We start from the raw sequence: 16695 nt of genomic DNA, 5'->3' as shown, positions 1-16695 counted from the left end.
CCAGCAACTTAACATCTACGCCCAACGCTAAACCAAAGCGATACCAAAAGCCACACCAAAAGAAAGCACGCCGCAAAACACTGGCAGCCCTAAGCTTTTGAATTTGCGCCAAACAAGCACAGTGACAACAGTGCCTATTGCGGTTGCAATCCAACTCGCCGCTGACGGTGCTTTTGGAATAAGTGACGCTCCTAGCATAGCGGCAATCATCAACGGCCCTAACACGCTTAGCCACGTAGGTAAACGCGCCTCAGTATTATTGGCCTTGTGTTTATTAAAGTGACGCTGAGTCCACAGCAACGGGCCTACACGTAATGCATATGTCCCGATGGCCGCTACAACAATAGCTATCCAGATATCAACGTGCATGAGATTGCTTCCTTTCAACGTGCGAGGTAAGAAGATAAAAGGTTATCGCACCGCATAGTGCTGCCAGTGGAATTGCAGCGTTTTTAAAGGCGCTGAGAGCCAAAAAGAGAGCCGCCGTCATTGTAATGAGCAAGGTAGCGCTCCACAGTTTACTTGAGAATTTAGGCGCGAGTAGCACAAGGAAAAGTGCAGGTAAAGCAAAGGGCATCACGCTGTCTAATATTGGCCATTGTTGGGTAAGGGAGTCCCCTGCGATACCGCCAAGCGCTGTCCCTACGATCCAACTAAGCCACGCCACCATCGATACACCTTTAAACCAATCTACCTTTTTAGCATCGTCCATTAGCGGCAAGCGAGTATGGGCTAGCGCAAAAATCTGGTCAGTAAGGCCGTGCATTAAATAGGGCCAAGCTTTACTTTGCGGTAAATAAGGCACCAAGTTGGGCGCATAAACCACATGACGTACATTAACTAATAACGTCATACAAACCGCTAGCCAAAGTGGCGCACCTGATGCCACCATGGCTACCAAAAGAAACTGCGACGCGCCTGCGTAAATAAATATAGAAATTAGCGTGGCTTCCAGCGTAGAAAACCCGGCTTGAACTGCGATCACGCCAAATGAAATAGCTACAGGAATATAACCACCTAACAAAGGTAACCCGTCAATAACCCCTTGCTTAAGTCCGCTTTTTGATGAAAGTTGGCTCATTCCTTTGCCTCTTTATGATAAACGATTGTAATAAGACATGTCGCCCACTCGTCTCGCGTTTTGTATACGTGAGGCAAATCAGCGTTAAATGCTAGACATTGACCCGGATGCAGCCTTTGAGTATTTCCACTATTCCCAGCTTCTAGAGAGCCGCTAACAACGGTAATCGTTTCTTCTGTTCCTGTGGCGTGAGCTTCTGCCTCTCGAAAAGTATTGGGTGCAACCGACATCCAATAAGCATCAACGTTCGGGATACCTTGTCCTTGCTCAATTAAACGAACTTCTACCCCCTTTTCTCCAACGCTTGCGCTAAGAGGCTGAACTAGCTGACCGAAGGGAACGTCTAGTTGTTTAGCTAACCGCCAAATGGTGTCTAGCGTCGGGTTGCCGTTGCCCTGCTCTAATCTTGAAAGGTTAGATTTAGCGATACCTGCCCCTGCTGCCAATTGCGACAGCGAGACACCTTTGTCTTGCCTGAGTTTCTGCAAATGCCTTCCGAGGATGTTGAGCGTTGATTGATTCACACCTTACCAACTTAATGTTGTTCCATTTAAAGAACGTTCTATATATAGAACGCCTCAAAGTCAAGAAGTTTGTTTTAAATTGGGGGATAGATACGGCGTTGTGCTCACGCCACGACTGGAATACGTGACAAATGTTAAAAGATGACAAAGTGATGAACTAAAAGGTAACCAATATTTGTGCACAGAAAACAGTCACCTTCGATTTTCTTAAACGCCCATTCGACTTTCTAACGTAAAAGGTCCGACGTAATTTATTAACAAAAGCACTACATTTAAATCGCTGAATTGATTAAGAAACCTTATCAGTTACCGTTACTTGCTATCTGAGCGATGCTACGATCTCTTGCATTAAACGAATACGAAGAGCACGAACCTGTGGGCTGTTGATCATTGCTAAATATTATCGATGATAAGGGCGACTATTCGAAGAGAACCGGCAAACATTCCGTTGAGCCGGTTTTTGCGTTTCATCAAAGCGCTAGTCTGCTGAGTGTCTTTTATCTTTGATGACACACAGACATTGTAAAAATGCACAGCAAAGCTCAACAGACCCTCGCTAAAACAGCCACTAAGTACGTGATTGAACTCAATGAACAAAAGGACGTTTATGACGAATCAAACTGACAAGATTCTTTCTGACCAAGCCTCTTCAAAGCAGGCCTATTCAGAGCAGCACTCAGCGTTGGGTGAATACTCACTGGCCACTATAACCTTTTGGCTGGCTTTCGGAACCTTTGTGATTGGTTGCAGTGAATTTGCGGCAATGGGTTTATTACCTTACTTTGCAGAAGATTTTGGCATTACTGAAAATGTCGCAGGTCACGCAATTAGTGCTTATGCCATTGGTGTTGTAGTGGGCGCGCCGCTTATCACTATCTTTTTTTCCAGGCTTGCAAGACGCACCATGCTTATTTCAATGATGGTATTTTATGCTGGCGGAAACTTGCTAACAGCACTAGCGTGGTCAGAATGGACAATGAATATAGCGCGTTTTATTGCTGGCCTTCCTCATGGCGCTTACTTCGGCATTGCCATGCTCTTTGCTGCAGACATTGCCGGTAAAAATAAACGGGCGCAAGCGGTCAGTAACGTCATTTTAGGCTTGGCTATTGCCAATATTATTGGTGTGCCGTCAATTAGTGGTATTGGGCAAATGTTCGGATGGCGAACTGGCTTCTTTATTATTTCAGCCTTTGCGTTAGTTACTGCATTAATGGTTTGGAAAACCGCACCGTACCGCGGCCTTAATCCAGATGCCAAACCGCTAACCGAGCTTAAAGCTCTGAAAAACAAAGACGTGCTGCTGGTACTACTTATGGGCGCGATTGGCTTTGGTGGTATGTTCTCAGTTTATTCTTATTTCAGCGCCTCTTACCTCAATACAACCTCATCACCTGAGTGGGGAATCTCGGCCACATTGCTTATCTATGGCATAGGCGTAACCTTGGGCAATATTATTGCAGGCCGCTATTCTGAAGGCAGGCTACTGACGTCAGCGATTACGTTTCAGGTTTTACTGGGCCTATCAGCTGCAGCTTACGCTGCGTCGATGGGGAATCCATACTTAATGGCAGCATCACTGTTTTTCATTGGTATCGGTGGTGGCATGGTGGTGCCGTTGCAAACAAGGCTTATGGACGTCGCTGGCGAGGCTCAGACTTTAGCCGGTGCCATGAACCATGCGGCTTTTAACACCGCTAATGCACTTGGCCCTTGGTTGGCAGGAATGACACTGTCAGCGGGTTATGGCTATACATCAACGGGTTGGGTAGGCCTAGCGCTTGCCGGTGGTGGTGTACTGGTGTGGCTGGCCATTGTTATGACTGCTCGCAATACTCAAGTACAAACAGCAACCGTATCTGGTTAAATGAAGGTTGAGCGCTGACAACCTTCGTTGTCAGCGCTTGTCAATTATATTCCCTCGGTATTACTCGGCGTCGTTTTCACGCTCAGAGTTATTGCGAGAAGCACTTCCCCATACATCTTCGGGAATGTCTCTTTTGGGCGCTGGCGCACTAGCTATCGCTTCAGCCTGCTTCTTCTCTTGATTTGACCACTTAACACGAATTTTCTTACCGTCGATAGTTTTGGCGTTAAGTTTTTCAATGGCTTTATCGGTTTCTTCTTGCGTGCTCATTTCTACGAAACCAAAGCCTTTCGATAAGCCAGAAGCCTCATCCATCACCAAGTCGCACGACACTATGGTGCCAAACTCGAAAAACAAGTCTTCAAGATTCTCCTGAGTAAATGTTTTAGGTAAATTGCGAACTAATATGCTCAAATTTATGTCCTACTTTTAAGGTGATTATGGATGAACGGGTGTTATTAACTTTCCTGGTTACGCAGAAACACAAGTTCCGTTGATGAACTTTGTTCTTCGCTAAACACATAGCCATCTACGTCGAAGTTTTTCAGACCTTCTACGTCTTCTACACGGTTTTCAAGAATATAACGCGCCATTAAACCACGGGCTTTCTTCGCGAAGAAACTGATAATTTTATACTGACCATTCTTGCAGTCTTTAAATGTTGGCGTAATGATCATGCCATCTAAAGATTTTTTCTTCACTGCTTTAAAGTACTCATTTGAAGCAAGGTTGATCAACACATTGTCACCCTGTTCTTCTAATGCCTTATTTAGCATATAAGTAATGCGATCATCCCAAAACGCATACAGGTCTTTACCTTCAGGGTTTGCTAATTTAGTGCCCATTTCTAAACGATAGGCCTGCATTAAGTCTAGAGGACGAAGCAATCCGTATAGGCCAGACAAAATTCGAAGATGTTTTTGCGCATATTCTACCGTTTCGCTATCAAGCGAGTAAGCATCTAACCCAGTATACACATCACCATTAAACGCATACATTGCTTGGCGTGCATTATCGGGCGAAAATGGCGTAGAAAACTCAACAAAACGGTTGGCGTTCAACGTTGCTAACTTGTCGCTTATCTTCATCAGCGATGATAAGTCAGCAGGCGATAAGGTGCGGCAAACTTCCATCAAACGTTCAGTGTCTTCAAGCATGGCAGGCTGAGTGAACTGGCTCACAGGAATTTCGCTTTCAAAATCTAAATTTTTTGCTGGGGATACTACAACTAACATTTCGACTCCTTAGGTTTTCAACAACATTGTACCACCTGATACGCTTCAAAAAGCAAAATGGCATAAGAAAGACGTAAATTGGCTTAACAGAGAAATCCGATTAGCCATTTTGTCGCTATTCAATGTATGAATTGTCACACGGGTTTGATATAAATAGCGTTACAAATAATTATTCAAACAATAATTGAGATACACCCTCCGTGAACGTACCTCAATTACCAAAGCGCTGCATGTACCAGTACTTATTAAAGAACTAAGAACTGGTAAAAATGAACGTAAGCGCGAAGCCCTACACACGCGCAAGCGAACCGTTTTATTCAACTGGCTTTTCCAGCGAGTTGTCCAAATTTATTTTGATAAAGAACAGAGAGAATTATGAGCAATCAGTTAGCTTCATTACGTGATATCACTACCGTTGTTGCCGACACGGGCGACATCGATGCCATTAAAAAGTATCAACCAGTCGATGCCACAACTAACCCGTCGCTACTTTTAAAAGCGGCTGGTCTTCCTCAATATGCAAGCCTAATTGATGATGCAGTAGCATGGGCAAAACTTCAGTCAAACGACGCTGACCAGCAGCTTACTGATGCAGCAGACAAACTAGCGGTAGCGATTGGTAAAGAAATCTCTGCCACTATTCCTGGGCGAATCTCAACTGAAGTAGACGCTCGCCTATCGTTCGACACTGCCGCCACTATCGAAAAAGCGGAACGTTTGGTTCAGCTATATGAAGATGCGGGTATCGATAAGTCACGCATTCTTATTAAAATTGCGTCTACTTGGGAAGGTATTCAGGCAGCAGAAGAGCTAGAGAAGAAAGGCATTCAGTGTAACTTAACGCTTCTATTTAGCTTCGCCCAAGCACAAGCTTGTGCAGAGGCCGGTGTTTATCTTATCTCTCCATTCGTAGGGCGCATTTTAGACTGGTACAAAAAAGCGACCGGTACTGAGTCTTACGCACCAGATGAAGATCCAGGCGTAGTATCTGTAACTAAAATTTATAACTACTACAAAGACCACGGCTACAATACCGTAGTGATGGGCGCAAGCTTCCGTAACATTGGTGAAATTCAAGCGTTGGCAGGTTGTGATCGTCTAACCATTAGCCCAGCACTGCTAGAAGAACTGGCAAACGAGCCTGGCGATCTAGAGGTTAAACTTAAAGACAACGGCGCTACAAAAACACCAGGTGACCGCTTAACAGAAAGCGAATTCCGCTGGGCAATGAACGAAGATGCAATGGCAACCGAAAAGCTATCTGAAGGCATCCGCAACTTCGCCGCAGATCAGGAAAAACTTGAAACCATGCTTCGCGAAAAACTAAGCGCGTAAGGGCTATTGAAACAATGAGTGTTTTAACTTCTCTTCCTGAATGGAAAAAACTGTCTGAACTTGCTGCAACGGTAAAAGATGCGCACATGCGCGACTGGTTTGCACAAGATGCAAATCGCGCGAACAAGATGCAGCTTGAAGCCTGCGGTATTTTTCTTGATTACTCGAAAAACCGTGTAAATGATGACGCGCTTAAAGGACTTTTCGACCTTGCCCGAGCCTGCAAACTAGAAACCCTTCGCAACGCGATGTTTTCTGGTGAGCAGATTAACTCAACAGAAGGTCGCGCTGTGCTTCACACCGCACTTCGTAATTTCTCAGACCGTAAAGTACTGGTAGATGGCGAAGACGTAATGCCTGAAGTGCATGCTACGCTTGCAAAAATTGAAGCGTTTACCGCATCGGTTCACAGCGGTGAACACAAAGGTTATACCGGCAAGCCTATCAAGCACATTGTGGCAATTGGTATTGGTGGTTCGTTCCTTGGTCCTAAGATTATGACCGAGGCACTTAAGCCGCATACAGTCGATGCTGTGAAGGTTCACTTTGTTGCCAACGTTGATGGTTGCCACATTCACGATGTACTATCTAGCGTAGATTTTGAAGAAACTTTGGTGGTCATGTCGTCAAAGTCTTTCTCTACCCAAGAGACGCTTCAAAATACACTTACGGCTAAAGACTGGTTCTTAAAGTCTGGCGGTACACAAGAAGATATTGCTAAACACTTTGTAGCCGTGTCTTCAAACGTTAAAGCAGCCACCGATTTTGGTATTAGCGCCGACAATATTTTCCCTATGTGGGATTGGGTAGGCGGTCGTTACTCACTGTGGTCTGCCATTGGCCTGCCTATCTCGCTAGCCCTTGGGTTTGAAAACTTCAAAGGCTTACTTGAAGGTGCGTTTGACATGGACACCCATTTCACAACCGCACCGCTAGAAGAAAACATGCCTGTTCTACTTGCACTGTTAGGCGTATGGTACAGAAACTTTTTCGATGCACAGTCTCATGTGTTGCTGCCTTATTACCACTATCTTCGCGGCTTACCAGCTTACGTACAGCAGTTAGATATGGAAAGTAATGGTAAAGAAGTGACGCAAGAAGGTGAGCACGTAGATTACCCTACTGGCCCAATTATTTGGGGCAGTGAAGGTACAAACGGCCAGCATAGCTTCCATCAGCTTATTCACCAAGGCTCTGGCGTTATCCCAGCAGATTTCATGTTGCCACTTAACGTTCCTAACCAGGACGACACGCATCACGCTATGCTTGCGTCTAACTGTTTTGGTCAAACCCAGGCACTAATGCAGGGTAAAACCTTTGAAGAGTGTTATGCAGACCTTGACGGTAAAGGCCTAGACGACGCTGAACGCAAACGCTTGGCCGCTCATAAAACCATGCCTGGCAACAAGCCTAGCAATACTTTCTTGTTTGATAGCCTTACGCCTAAAACACTTGGCGCGCTGGTTGCAATGTATGAACATAAGGTATTCGTTCAGGGTGTTATCTGGAACCTTAACTCATTCGACCAATGGGGCGTAGAGTTAGGTAAAGTACTAGGAAACCAAGTACTTGCAGGCATTCAAGGTGAGGCAGACAAAGATAATTTCGACGCTTCAACACAACAATTGATTGCCAAATTCAGAGCAGCGAATGCACCAAAATAAGGAATGCGAGGTGATTTAAAATCACCCAATTGGTGCAAATAACAAACTGAACGGCTAGCTTTTTCGAAAGCTAGCCGTTTTTTGTTGCGGTTTTCATCGACAATACGACAGACATTTTTGATATCCGTAACACTGTACAATTGATTACTAACAAAACAAATAGGATCAATTACATACAGTTATTGTTCACGCTTTAAACACACTGGACATTTCCTTACCGTTGTCATCATATCGTCACAATTTGTTAATAAAAGGTAAATTAAACTATTTTATTTTAGTGGCGGCTGTGATACAAAATTGTACAGAGGGAATTAAAAACAAAAACTCTGTATTAGTTGTAGTGGTATAAAAAGGAGATCCCAGTGGATAAATCAGATCTATTTGCCATGTTAGACATCGAAGCAAGCCCAGCAAAAACCAAAAGCAAAAAACGTAAGTGGAGAGAAATCGAAGCGCTACAAGATCGCTACAAATTAGAAAAAGAACTGGCCGAACTCGACTGTGGTTTCGAGTACGAGCTAGAGACACTGGAAAGATAAAACGAAGGCCGCCTGTTACACAGGCGGCCTTTTTACTTTCTAGCGTGCTGTAAATGCTTCACTTGCAAGCATGGTGTCTCTTCGCTGGCTCTATGTAATAGCGTATTAGCTAAGGAATATGCTCTGTGCCTAATTGCGGCCAGACCGCATAACATGTCTCATAGCTATTTAGGCATTTATCTAGTGAGTCATTGATAGGCCCTGAATAAGGCAACCACACTTGCTGTGTGGCTAGCTGCTATTTATGCCAGTACTATACCTGCCAATTAATGGGTTCTTTGCCCTTAGCAATAAGGTATTCGTTTGTTTGGCTGAAGTGTTTGCAACCTAAAAAGCCTCTGTGTGCTGAGAGTGGCGACGGATGAGGCGCATGTAAAACGTGGTGTTTTTGACGGTTAATGTGCTTACCTTTCTTTTGCGCATGGCTTCCCCACAGAAGAAACACAACGTTTTGGCAGTGCTCATTGACTACATCGATAACCTTATCGGTGAAGATTTCCCATCCCCATTTCGCGTGGCTATGTGCTTTGCCCTGCTCAACGGTCAATACAGTATTAAGTAGCAATACGCCCTGCTCCGCCCACGACGTCAGCGTGCCGTGATTAGGCTCGGTGAAACCATCAATGTCAGACAACAGCTCTTTGTACATATTTTTAAGCGATGGCGGTGTTTTAACGCCAGCTTTTACTGAAAAACAAAGTCCATGGGCTTGATTAGGACCGTGGTACGGATCTTGACCTAAGATCACGACTTTTACTTCGTCTAGCGGCGTGTATTTAAGCGCATTGAATACGTCAGACTGAGGCGGGTAGATAACGCTTCCCGCTTCACGAGCGTGCTTCACGCGCTCAAGCAACGTAACAAAATAGTCTTTTTGCTTTTCATCACTAAGCGCGCTTTGCCATGTTGTAGCCGAGGGTGTCATTATTTAAGCAAATCCATCATATGCTGCTTAAGTGCATCGTAAGACGCTGGCAAGTCTACCGCTAAGCTGTCTTCGCCTGCTACATCGGCCAACGCTTTCGGTAAGCTGATTGGATTACCTAGCACGTTTTCAACGGTTTCTCTGAACTTAGCCGGGTGCGCTGTTCCTAAGAACAAACCAATTTCGCCGTCTTCTAAGTCATGACTTACTGCGCGATAGGCAATCGCGGCATGTGGCTCGCTGGTATAGCCTTGTTGCGCTAATTGACGCATAGCAAGCTGCGTATATTCTTCGTCAACCATCTCACCTTTAAGACACGCTTTATCGATATAGCCGCGCTCAATAAGCGCCTCTATTCGCGGCCAGTTATTAGGCTGACTCACATCCATTGCGTTAGACATGGTCGCAACCGTCGCCTTAGGTTCCCACTCGCCGGTTTTAAGGTAGCGAGGTACCGTGTCGTTTAAGTTAGTTGCTGCGATAAAACGCTTTATAGGTAAACCTAACGATTTAGCAATCATGCCAGCCGTAAGGTTACCAAAGTTACCGCTAGGTACTGAAATAACGAGTTGGTCTCGTTTCTCTTTTGGCAACTGACTTACTGCTTCAAAGTAATAGCAAACCTGCGCTAGTAAACGGCTGATGTTGATTGAGTTTGCTGAGTTCAGGTGAAGGCCTTCACGTACGTCAGGGTCGTCAAACGCGGTTTTTACTAGTGATTGGCATGCGTCAAAGTCTGACTCAACAGCAACGGTATGAATGTTACCGCCTAGCGTAGTGAATAGCTTTTCCTGCAGCGCGCTAATCTTGCCCTTTGGAAACAAAATAACCACGTTAATATTGTCGATGCCGTGAAATGCATGTGCGACCGCTGCGCCGGTATCACCTGAAGTCGCTGTTAGAATGGTAACTGGCTTCCCTTCGCTAATACGCGACAGGGTTTGCGCCATAAAGCGGCCGCCAAAATCTTTAAACGCCAGCGTTGGGCCATGGAAAAGCTCTAAGCAATATACGTTATCGTTGACCTGCTCAACTGGTGCACCAAAAGCAAATGCGGTCTGAACAATTTCTTCTAGCTCGCCATTATTCAGCTCATCGCCGATAAGGGCGCGAAGTACTTCAATACTGCGCTCTACAAACGGCTTTTCCAACAATTCGTCAATATTGTCTAGGGTAGGAATATGCTCTGGAAAATAAAGCCCTTGGTTTTTACCTAAGCCCCGCTTAACGGCTTCAGCAAAATTTGCTGTGTCCGATGAATCTTTTAAATTTACCAATTCCACTTGCTGTTACCTTTTTATGTGGGCAAGTACTCTGCCCTTTTAATCTTTTAAAAAATTATTGTGCTTTTAGGAAATCATTTGCCTTTAAGAAACTATGTACCTTAAAAAGCTATGTACCTTAAGAAACAATGGTGCCTTGGCTTGGTATTTGGCACACATGGCTAAAGCCATCTTCATTTTGAATATAGTTCTCTGTTAAATAGGCGGCGACTTTTTCCGCCTGCGCTTTACTTGGACACACGGCAAAAACCGTAGGTCCCGAGCCAGAAATACCAAAAGCGAGCGCACCCGCTTGCTCACTAAACGCACGAGCGTCATCAAAGCCAGGCAGTAGCGATTTTCTGTAAGGTTCGGCTATAACATCGTTCATTACCGATGCTGCCAAATCAAAGTTACCTACATGTAAGGCATGTACAAACACACCTAGCTGTCGACCAAAGGTTAGTGCCTTCGCCATTTCCACCTGTTTAGGCAAGATATCGCGAGCAGCCGCCGTTGATACGCTAATGCCTGAATAACAGACGGCATAGTACCATTCGTCGTTTAAAGGCAACGACAGTGTGACCGGCGCATCGCTACCTGTCATTAACGTCATACCACCTAAGTAACAGGGAGCAACATTATCATAGTGAATACTACCGCTTATTTGGCCTTCTAATTCGCCCATCATTATAAGCAGAGTATCTTCATCGAACGGGGTGTCGAAGTAAGCATTTAGCGCTGCAAACGCTGCCACTATAGAGCTTGCGCTTGAACCCAACCCGCTGCCTATTGGAAGGTTTTTATGAAGCGTAAGCGCAACAGGAGAGGTTGTTTTTCCAGCCTTTTCCATTTGCTCACAGAAATAGTGATAGCACTTAGTTACAATATTACTGTCTGCATCGCCCGGGAGTTTGTGAGCGAAGCGCCCCACCGTTTCTAATGAAAATGACTCAGCCGCCTTTATTTCAACTTCATCACCTAGCTTAGTGCCATCAACAGGCGCAAGCGCTGCGCCCAGTACGTCAAAGCCTAAGCTCACATTTCCTATTGATGCCGGCGCGAAGGCCGTGAATGCTTTCATATTATTACTCTTACTTCGCTTGTGGCGTACTCTTTATATTAGCGCTTCAAATTAGCTCAATAAATTAGCGCTTTAAATCGATGCCACAACATTACTGGCCTAAGTCACACCTTCGAATATCTTACTTTAGCCGCCTATCTACGCTAAGCAAGCTAAGCGTTATTTAGCCCTTAGTGCGCCATTTGCTTCCACGGCATAGTACGCAGAATGTCAGCAAACACACCTGCAGCCGTTACCGTACCACCTGCACCATAACCTCTAATTACATAAGGGATTGGGCTATAGTAGTCACTGTTAATCGCCAGCGCGTTTTCACCGTCTTTTACCTGCGAAAGAGGGTTACTTGCCGGTACAGCCTGAATGCTTACTTTGCATTTTCCGTCTTCAATGCTGCCGATATAACGAAGTACTTTACCTTCTGCTTTAGCCGCTTCAACCTTTTCACCAAACGACGCATCTAACTCTGGCAGCTGCTGCATAAACTCGTCAATTGAACAATCTTCGGCAAAACCTTTTGGCAGTACAGACTCAATTTCAATGTCAGATAGTTCTAACGCTAAATCAGCTTCACGAGCCATGATAAGCAGCTTGCGCGCTACGTCCATGCCGCTTAAGTCATCGCGCGGATCAGGCTCTGTGAAGCCGTTGTCTTTGGCTGTTTGTGTCGCTTGCGACAGGCTCATGCCCTCTTCAAGTTTGCCAAATACATAAGACAAACTGCCCGATAGAATTCCTTCAAAGCAGTGTAAGGTGTCGCCGGCGCTGAATAGCTTTTGCAAGTTATCAATAACCGGTAGCCCTGCGCCGACAGTGGTTTCGTAAAGGTACTGACGATTTGTCGATTGCGCGGTCTTGCGAAGCTTGCGGTAGTAAGACATAGCGCTCGTATTCGCCTTTTTATTTGGCGTTACCACGTGAAAACCGCTTTCCATCATATCTACATATTGCTCTGCAATCGCTTCGTGACTAGTACAGTCAACAATCACCGGGTTTACCAGACTATTGTCGTTAGCGAACTGATGCAGGCGCTCTACGCTTAATCCTTCGCTTGCCGATTCAAGTGCCGCTTTCCAGTCACCGCTTAAATCAATACCTTGACTGTTTAACAGCAGTTTCCGGCTATTTGCAATGCCATAAACTCTCAGCTGAACATTGCGTTTTAACAATGCAGGCTGTTGTTTTTCAATTTGACCTAGCAGTTCGGTTCCCACATTGCCACACCCTACTAGGAATACGTCGATGGTATGGCGGTCAGAGAAAAAATTCTGGTGAATGACTTTTACCGCTTTCTTAGCACGCTTACTTTCAATTACCGTTGAAATAGAGCGCTCTGAAGAGCCTTGAGCAATAGCTACGTTGTTTACCCGCGCTTGGGCAAGCGAGTTAAAGAAACGCGCTGCCAAGCCTTTGGTTTGACGCATACCGTCACCAACCAAAGTAACAATGGCTAGGTCATGACGCACTTCAATGGGGTCTAGCAATTGATTTTGAAGCTCTAGCGCGAATGCATCTTCAAGAAGCGTTAACGCTCGACTGGCGTCTTTGCTTTGGATACAGAAACTGATTGAGTATTCTGAAGAAGACTGGGTAATAAGGCTTATTGAAATATTGGCGTTCGACATCACCTCAAACACACGACTTGCCATACCAACCATGCCTTTAAGGCCAGGGCCTGCAACGTTAAACATGGTGACGTTATCAAGCTGTGAAATACCTTTAACTGACGTCCACACCTCGCTTTTTTCATTGCTGATTAGCGTACCTGGCGCAGCTGGGTTTAGTGTGTTTCTGATCAAACAAGGGATGTGGTGTTGGGCAATAGGACCGATAGTTTTCGGATGAAGTACCTTGGCACCGAAATAAGACAGCTCCATCGCTTCTTGATAGGTAAGCTTGTCTAACAGCACTGCCCCTTCAACTTGGTTCGGGTCAGCGTTATAAACACCATCTACGTCTGTCCAAATTTCACAGCAATTTGCGTCTATACACGCCGCTAAAATGGCCGCTGAATAGTCTGAGCCGTTACGCCCAAGCGTGACTTTGTCGCCCGCTTCGTTAGCAGCAACAAACCCCGGCATGACCAGAAATTCACTGCCGTCAGTAGGCACATCTGAAAAGCGCGCTTTACTAAGCGACACATCGGCAATGCTGTCTAGGTAATCGCCTTCGGCCAGCACATACTTAACCGGGTCAATAACGCGATTAGCGATACCTTTAGCAGATAGCATAGCGCTAAAAAGCGTCACCGAGATGTACTCTCCAATACTTAGAATACCGGCAGCGACATTATCAGGTGCAACACCAAGCAGCTTAATACCTTCAAGGTGCTGTTTTAGTACTGAAAGGTGACTATTAATGAATTCTACCACGCTTGCATGTGCAAACCCGTCGAGTTCTTCGTTTAGGTTGTTGGCGATGCCGGTAACCGTGTCGTTCAACTTATTGAATAATGGCTGGAAATCTTCACCCGCGGCTGCTTGTTCACATAGTAGTGAAAGCGCGTTCGTTACCCCCTTTGGGGCAGAGAGTACAACCGCAGCACCGTCGGTTTGGTGGGTCGCCGTGCTAATCTCCATAACGCGCATGTATCGCGGTGCATCGGCTAGAGAAGAACCCCCAAACTTTAAGACTTTCATATGCTGCTCCTTAAGGTTACGCATGCTAAAACGTGTGTAAAAAAAAGCCCGCTCTGTGTTAGGCGGGCTTTCGTTGTCTTTTGCTTACTTGCACTAGTCAGCGACCGCCCTTTTTAAGGTGGTAATTAACATAATGGTGGTGCGAGTAAGTAGAATCTTTTTCATACAAGCAATTTGCCGTATAGACGTCTATATGTCAACCGCAGTTTTCACCACACTGTGTTGCAAAAAGTGCAACACTCTACACGGAATATTGCTTATTAAGGCACACAAGGCTTACTTTGTTTGTTTTCCTAGCGATCATCCATGATATTTTGGGCAAGGAAATCAACCAGTAAACGAATCTTTGGCGCAACATTTCTATTGGAAGGAAATACTGCCCAAATAGCTTCTTGCTTGTCTTTATATTCTGGTAATACCTCTACCAATTCGCCACGTGCCAATGCTTCACGCACATAAAACCCAGGTAGCTGGGTAAGCCCCAATCCTGCCAAAGCAGCGCTACAGAGTGCGTTGCCACTGTTGTATCGCACACGTCCTTGCACTGGCAACGTTTGCACTTCTTTATTTACAACGAACCTCCAGTTGGGTTGGGAGCCTACCAACAAAGTATGTTCCTTAAGCTCTTGTAGAGATTTTGGCATCGAGTGTTGAGAAAAATAGTCTTTGCTACCGCATACAAACAAATGACGTGTAGCCAGCTTTTTAGCAACAAGTGTCGAGTCTTCTAATTTGCCAATGCGTATGGCAAGGTCGAGGCCTTGCTCCACAATATCGAGCTTTTCGTTTGAGAACGTGCATTGCACGCTAATGCCAGCGTACTTTTGCATAAAGGTATTGAGCAAAGGCGCGATAAAGGCTTCGCCAAACGCTACGGGAGCGGTAAGTTTAATTAGCCCTTGCGGCGATGCTTGCAGTGCGCTCACCGCTAGCTGGGCATCTTCGAGCGCCTTTAATGCAGGCATTGCCTGCTGAAAATACTGCGTGCCCGCTTCAGTAAGTGAAACACTTCGCGTAGTGCGCTGTAATAATTTAACGCCTAGCTGCTTTTCAAGTGATGCGACTTTACGGCTTATCTGCGCCACTGACGTGTCGAGCTTGTTCGCAGCTCCGGTAAAATTGCCAACGTCAGCTACGGCACAAAACTCAGCTATGCCTTCTAGATATTTCATTATCGCCACTCGTTAGTTTAGCGTTGTTCAACACAGCGCTGGTTTATTTAAGTACATTCTATTTGGCTAAATCAATTATTACAATTATGAAAAAGTGATTTACTAAAACTGTATTTATCATTAGTAATCCGTCTCCTATACTTTGGCCTATAAAACATCATCAAATATTTATGATTAAGGAGTCATTACATGGCGTCATTCAAAGATTCGTTGCAAGAAGGTCAAACGCACATTAAGTCAAAAGCTGCGGTGGCTTGGGGCCCGGGTGAGCCGTTAAAGATGGAAGAAGTTGACGTAGAGCTTCCTAAGAAAGGCGAAGTACTTGTACGCATCGTTGCAACTGGCGTATGCCACACTGATGCATTTACGCTGTCCGGTGATGATCCTGAAGGCGTATTCCCTTCAATTCTAGGCCACGAAGGTGGTGGTATTGTTGAAATGGTGGGCGAAGGTGTAACCAGCGTAGAAGTTGGTGATCACGTTATTCCTCTTTACACCGCAGAATGTGGCGAATGTAAGTTCTGTAAGTCAGGCAAAACTAACCTTTGCCAAGCAGTGCGCGAAACACAAGGTAAAGGCTTAATGCCAGACGGCACAAGCCGCTTCTCTAAAGATGGTGAGCCAATTTATCATTACATGGGCTGCTCAACGTTTTCTGAATACACGGTTTTACCAGAAATATCGCTAGCAAAAGTAAACAAAACGGCCCCGTTAGAAGAAGTATGCTTACTTGGCTGTGGTGTGACAACCGGTATGGGCGCCGTGCTTAAAACGGCGAAAGTACAAGAAGGCGACACGGTTGCTATCTTTGGGTTAGGTGGTATCGGTCTATCTGCCATTATTGGTGCACGCATGGCAGGCGCCGGCCGCATTATTGGTATTGATATTAATGAAAGTAAGTTTGACCTAGCAAAACAGCTTGGTGCAACTGACGTGGTAAACCCTCAGAATTTCGATAAGCCTATTCAGGAAGTGATTGTTGAAATGACTGACGGCGGTGTTGACTACTCGTTTGAATGTATCGGCAACGTCAACGTGATGCGTTCTGCACTTGAGTGCTGTCACAAGGGTTGGGGCGAATCTGTGATCATTGGTGTAGCTGGTGCAGGACAAGAAATTTCAACGCGCCCATTCCAGTTAGTGACAGGTCGTGTATGGCGCGGCTCTGCATTTGGCGGTGTTAAAGGTCGTTCAGAGCTACCAGGTATTGTAGAGCAATACTTAAATGGTGACTTTGGTCTTCAAGAGTTTATCACTCACACCATGGGTCTTGGTGACATTAACAATGCCTTTGATTTAATGCATAAAGGTGAAAGTATCCGCTCTGTTGTGCATATGGATAAATAATTTAAGCCTTAGCTCGGAACACGT

15 protein-coding genes are annotated in these 16695 nt (G+C 45.3%); 5 read left to right on the top strand and 10 right to left on the bottom strand.

All coding sequences use genetic code 11. The features are described 5' to 3' along the window. Positions 1-27 precede the first annotated feature (27 nt). The 3 genes from MHN00_RS05695 to MHN00_RS05685 are packed head-to-tail and all read right to left on the bottom strand — an operon-like array spanning position 28 to position 1569. Positions 28-369, bottom strand: a complete 342-nt coding sequence (locus MHN00_RS05695; RefSeq protein ID WP_131137618.1) for an AzlD domain-containing protein — start codon at positions 367-369, stop codon at positions 28-30. Then, the gene (locus MHN00_RS05690; RefSeq protein ID WP_239300600.1) at positions 359-1081 is read right to left on the bottom strand and encodes an AzlC family ABC transporter permease; all 723 of its coding nucleotides are present in this window, start codon (positions 1079-1081) and stop codon (positions 359-361) included. Before MHN00_RS05690 ends, MHN00_RS05695 begins: the two co-directional genes overlap by 11 nt. Continuing rightward, on the bottom strand, positions 1078-1569 hold the full coding sequence (locus MHN00_RS05685; protein WP_239300599.1) for an XRE family transcriptional regulator: 492 nt from the start codon (positions 1567-1569) through the stop codon (positions 1078-1080). The genes MHN00_RS05690 and MHN00_RS05685 overlap by 4 nt, the downstream gene beginning before the upstream one ends. Positions 1570-2212: 643 nt before the next feature. Here MHN00_RS05685 and MHN00_RS05680 point away from each other — a divergent pair. Beyond that, complete coding sequence (locus tag MHN00_RS05680) at positions 2213-3472, top strand: MFS transporter (protein WP_239300597.1); 1260 nt, start codon at positions 2213-2215, stop codon at positions 3470-3472. Positions 3473-3532: 60 nt separating this feature from the next. On the opposite strand, the gene MHN00_RS05675 is transcribed toward MHN00_RS05680, so the two are convergent. Both MHN00_RS05675 and yaaA read right to left on the bottom strand, forming a co-directional pair. Next, positions 3533-3886, bottom strand: a complete 354-nt coding sequence (locus MHN00_RS05675; RefSeq protein WP_239300595.1) for an RNA-binding protein — start codon at positions 3884-3886, stop codon at positions 3533-3535. A gap of 44 nt (positions 3887-3930) precedes the next feature. Further along, entirely contained in the window at positions 3931-4707 is a 777-nt protein-coding gene (yaaA, locus tag MHN00_RS05670; protein WP_239300593.1) for a peroxide stress protein YaaA, read from the bottom strand. Positions 4708-5082: 375 nt separating this feature from the next. On the opposite strand from yaaA, the gene tal reads away from it, so the two are divergent. From tal to MHN00_RS05655, 3 genes are all read left to right on the top strand, one after another. Continuing rightward, complete coding sequence (tal, locus tag MHN00_RS05665) at positions 5083-6042, top strand: transaldolase (protein WP_039226298.1); 960 nt, start codon at positions 5083-5085, stop codon at positions 6040-6042. A 14-nt stretch (positions 6043-6056) separates the two neighbouring features. Then, the gene (gene pgi / locus MHN00_RS05660) at positions 6057-7706 is read left to right on the top strand and encodes a glucose-6-phosphate isomerase (protein ID WP_239300591.1); all 1650 of its coding nucleotides are present in this window, start codon (positions 6057-6059) and stop codon (positions 7704-7706) included. 362 nt (positions 7707-8068) lie between these two features. Continuing rightward, entirely contained in the window at positions 8069-8245 is a 177-nt protein-coding gene (locus MHN00_RS05655; RefSeq protein WP_012519516.1) for a DUF3545 family protein, read from the top strand. Positions 8246-8498: 253 nt separating this feature from the next. On the opposite strand, the gene ung is transcribed toward MHN00_RS05655, so the two are convergent. The 5 genes from ung to MHN00_RS05630 all read right to left on the bottom strand — a co-directional run bounded on the left by ung (position 8499) and on the right by MHN00_RS05630 (position 15324). Next, the gene (ung, locus tag MHN00_RS05650; RefSeq protein WP_239300589.1) at positions 8499-9170 is read right to left on the bottom strand and encodes a uracil-DNA glycosylase; all 672 of its coding nucleotides are present in this window, start codon (positions 9168-9170) and stop codon (positions 8499-8501) included. Beyond that, the gene (gene thrC, locus MHN00_RS05645; protein ID WP_039232045.1) at positions 9170-10453 is read right to left on the bottom strand and encodes a threonine synthase; all 1284 of its coding nucleotides are present in this window, start codon (positions 10451-10453) and stop codon (positions 9170-9172) included. Before thrC ends, ung begins: the two co-directional genes overlap by 1 nt. Positions 10454-10571: 118 nt before the next feature. Next, positions 10572-11516, bottom strand: coding sequence for a homoserine kinase (gene thrB / locus MHN00_RS05640; protein ID WP_069944805.1), 945 nt, complete (start codon positions 11514-11516; stop codon positions 10572-10574). Between the two features lie 170 nt (positions 11517-11686). Beyond that, positions 11687-14152 (bottom strand): bifunctional aspartate kinase/homoserine dehydrogenase I, encoded by a 2466-nt coding sequence (gene thrA, locus MHN00_RS05635; protein WP_239300587.1) that lies wholly within the window; start codon positions 14150-14152, stop codon positions 11687-11689. Between the two features lie 293 nt (positions 14153-14445). After that, the gene (locus MHN00_RS05630; protein ID WP_239300585.1) at positions 14446-15324 is read right to left on the bottom strand and encodes a LysR substrate-binding domain-containing protein; all 879 of its coding nucleotides are present in this window, start codon (positions 15322-15324) and stop codon (positions 14446-14448) included. A 189-nt stretch (positions 15325-15513) separates the two neighbouring features. Between MHN00_RS05630 and MHN00_RS05625 the strand changes: the two genes are divergently transcribed. Beyond that, a complete protein-coding gene (locus tag MHN00_RS05625) occupies positions 15514-16671 on the top strand; it encodes an S-(hydroxymethyl)glutathione dehydrogenase/class III alcohol dehydrogenase (protein WP_039226285.1) in 1158 nt (385 codons plus the stop codon). Positions 16672-16695 lie beyond the last annotated feature (24 nt).

The organism is Alteromonas sp. Cnat2-8 (assembly GCF_022348355.1).
GTDB lineage: Bacteria > Pseudomonadota > Gammaproteobacteria > Enterobacterales > Alteromonadaceae > Alteromonas > Alteromonas macleodii.
This window is presented reverse-complemented; position numbering and strand designations above follow the sequence as displayed.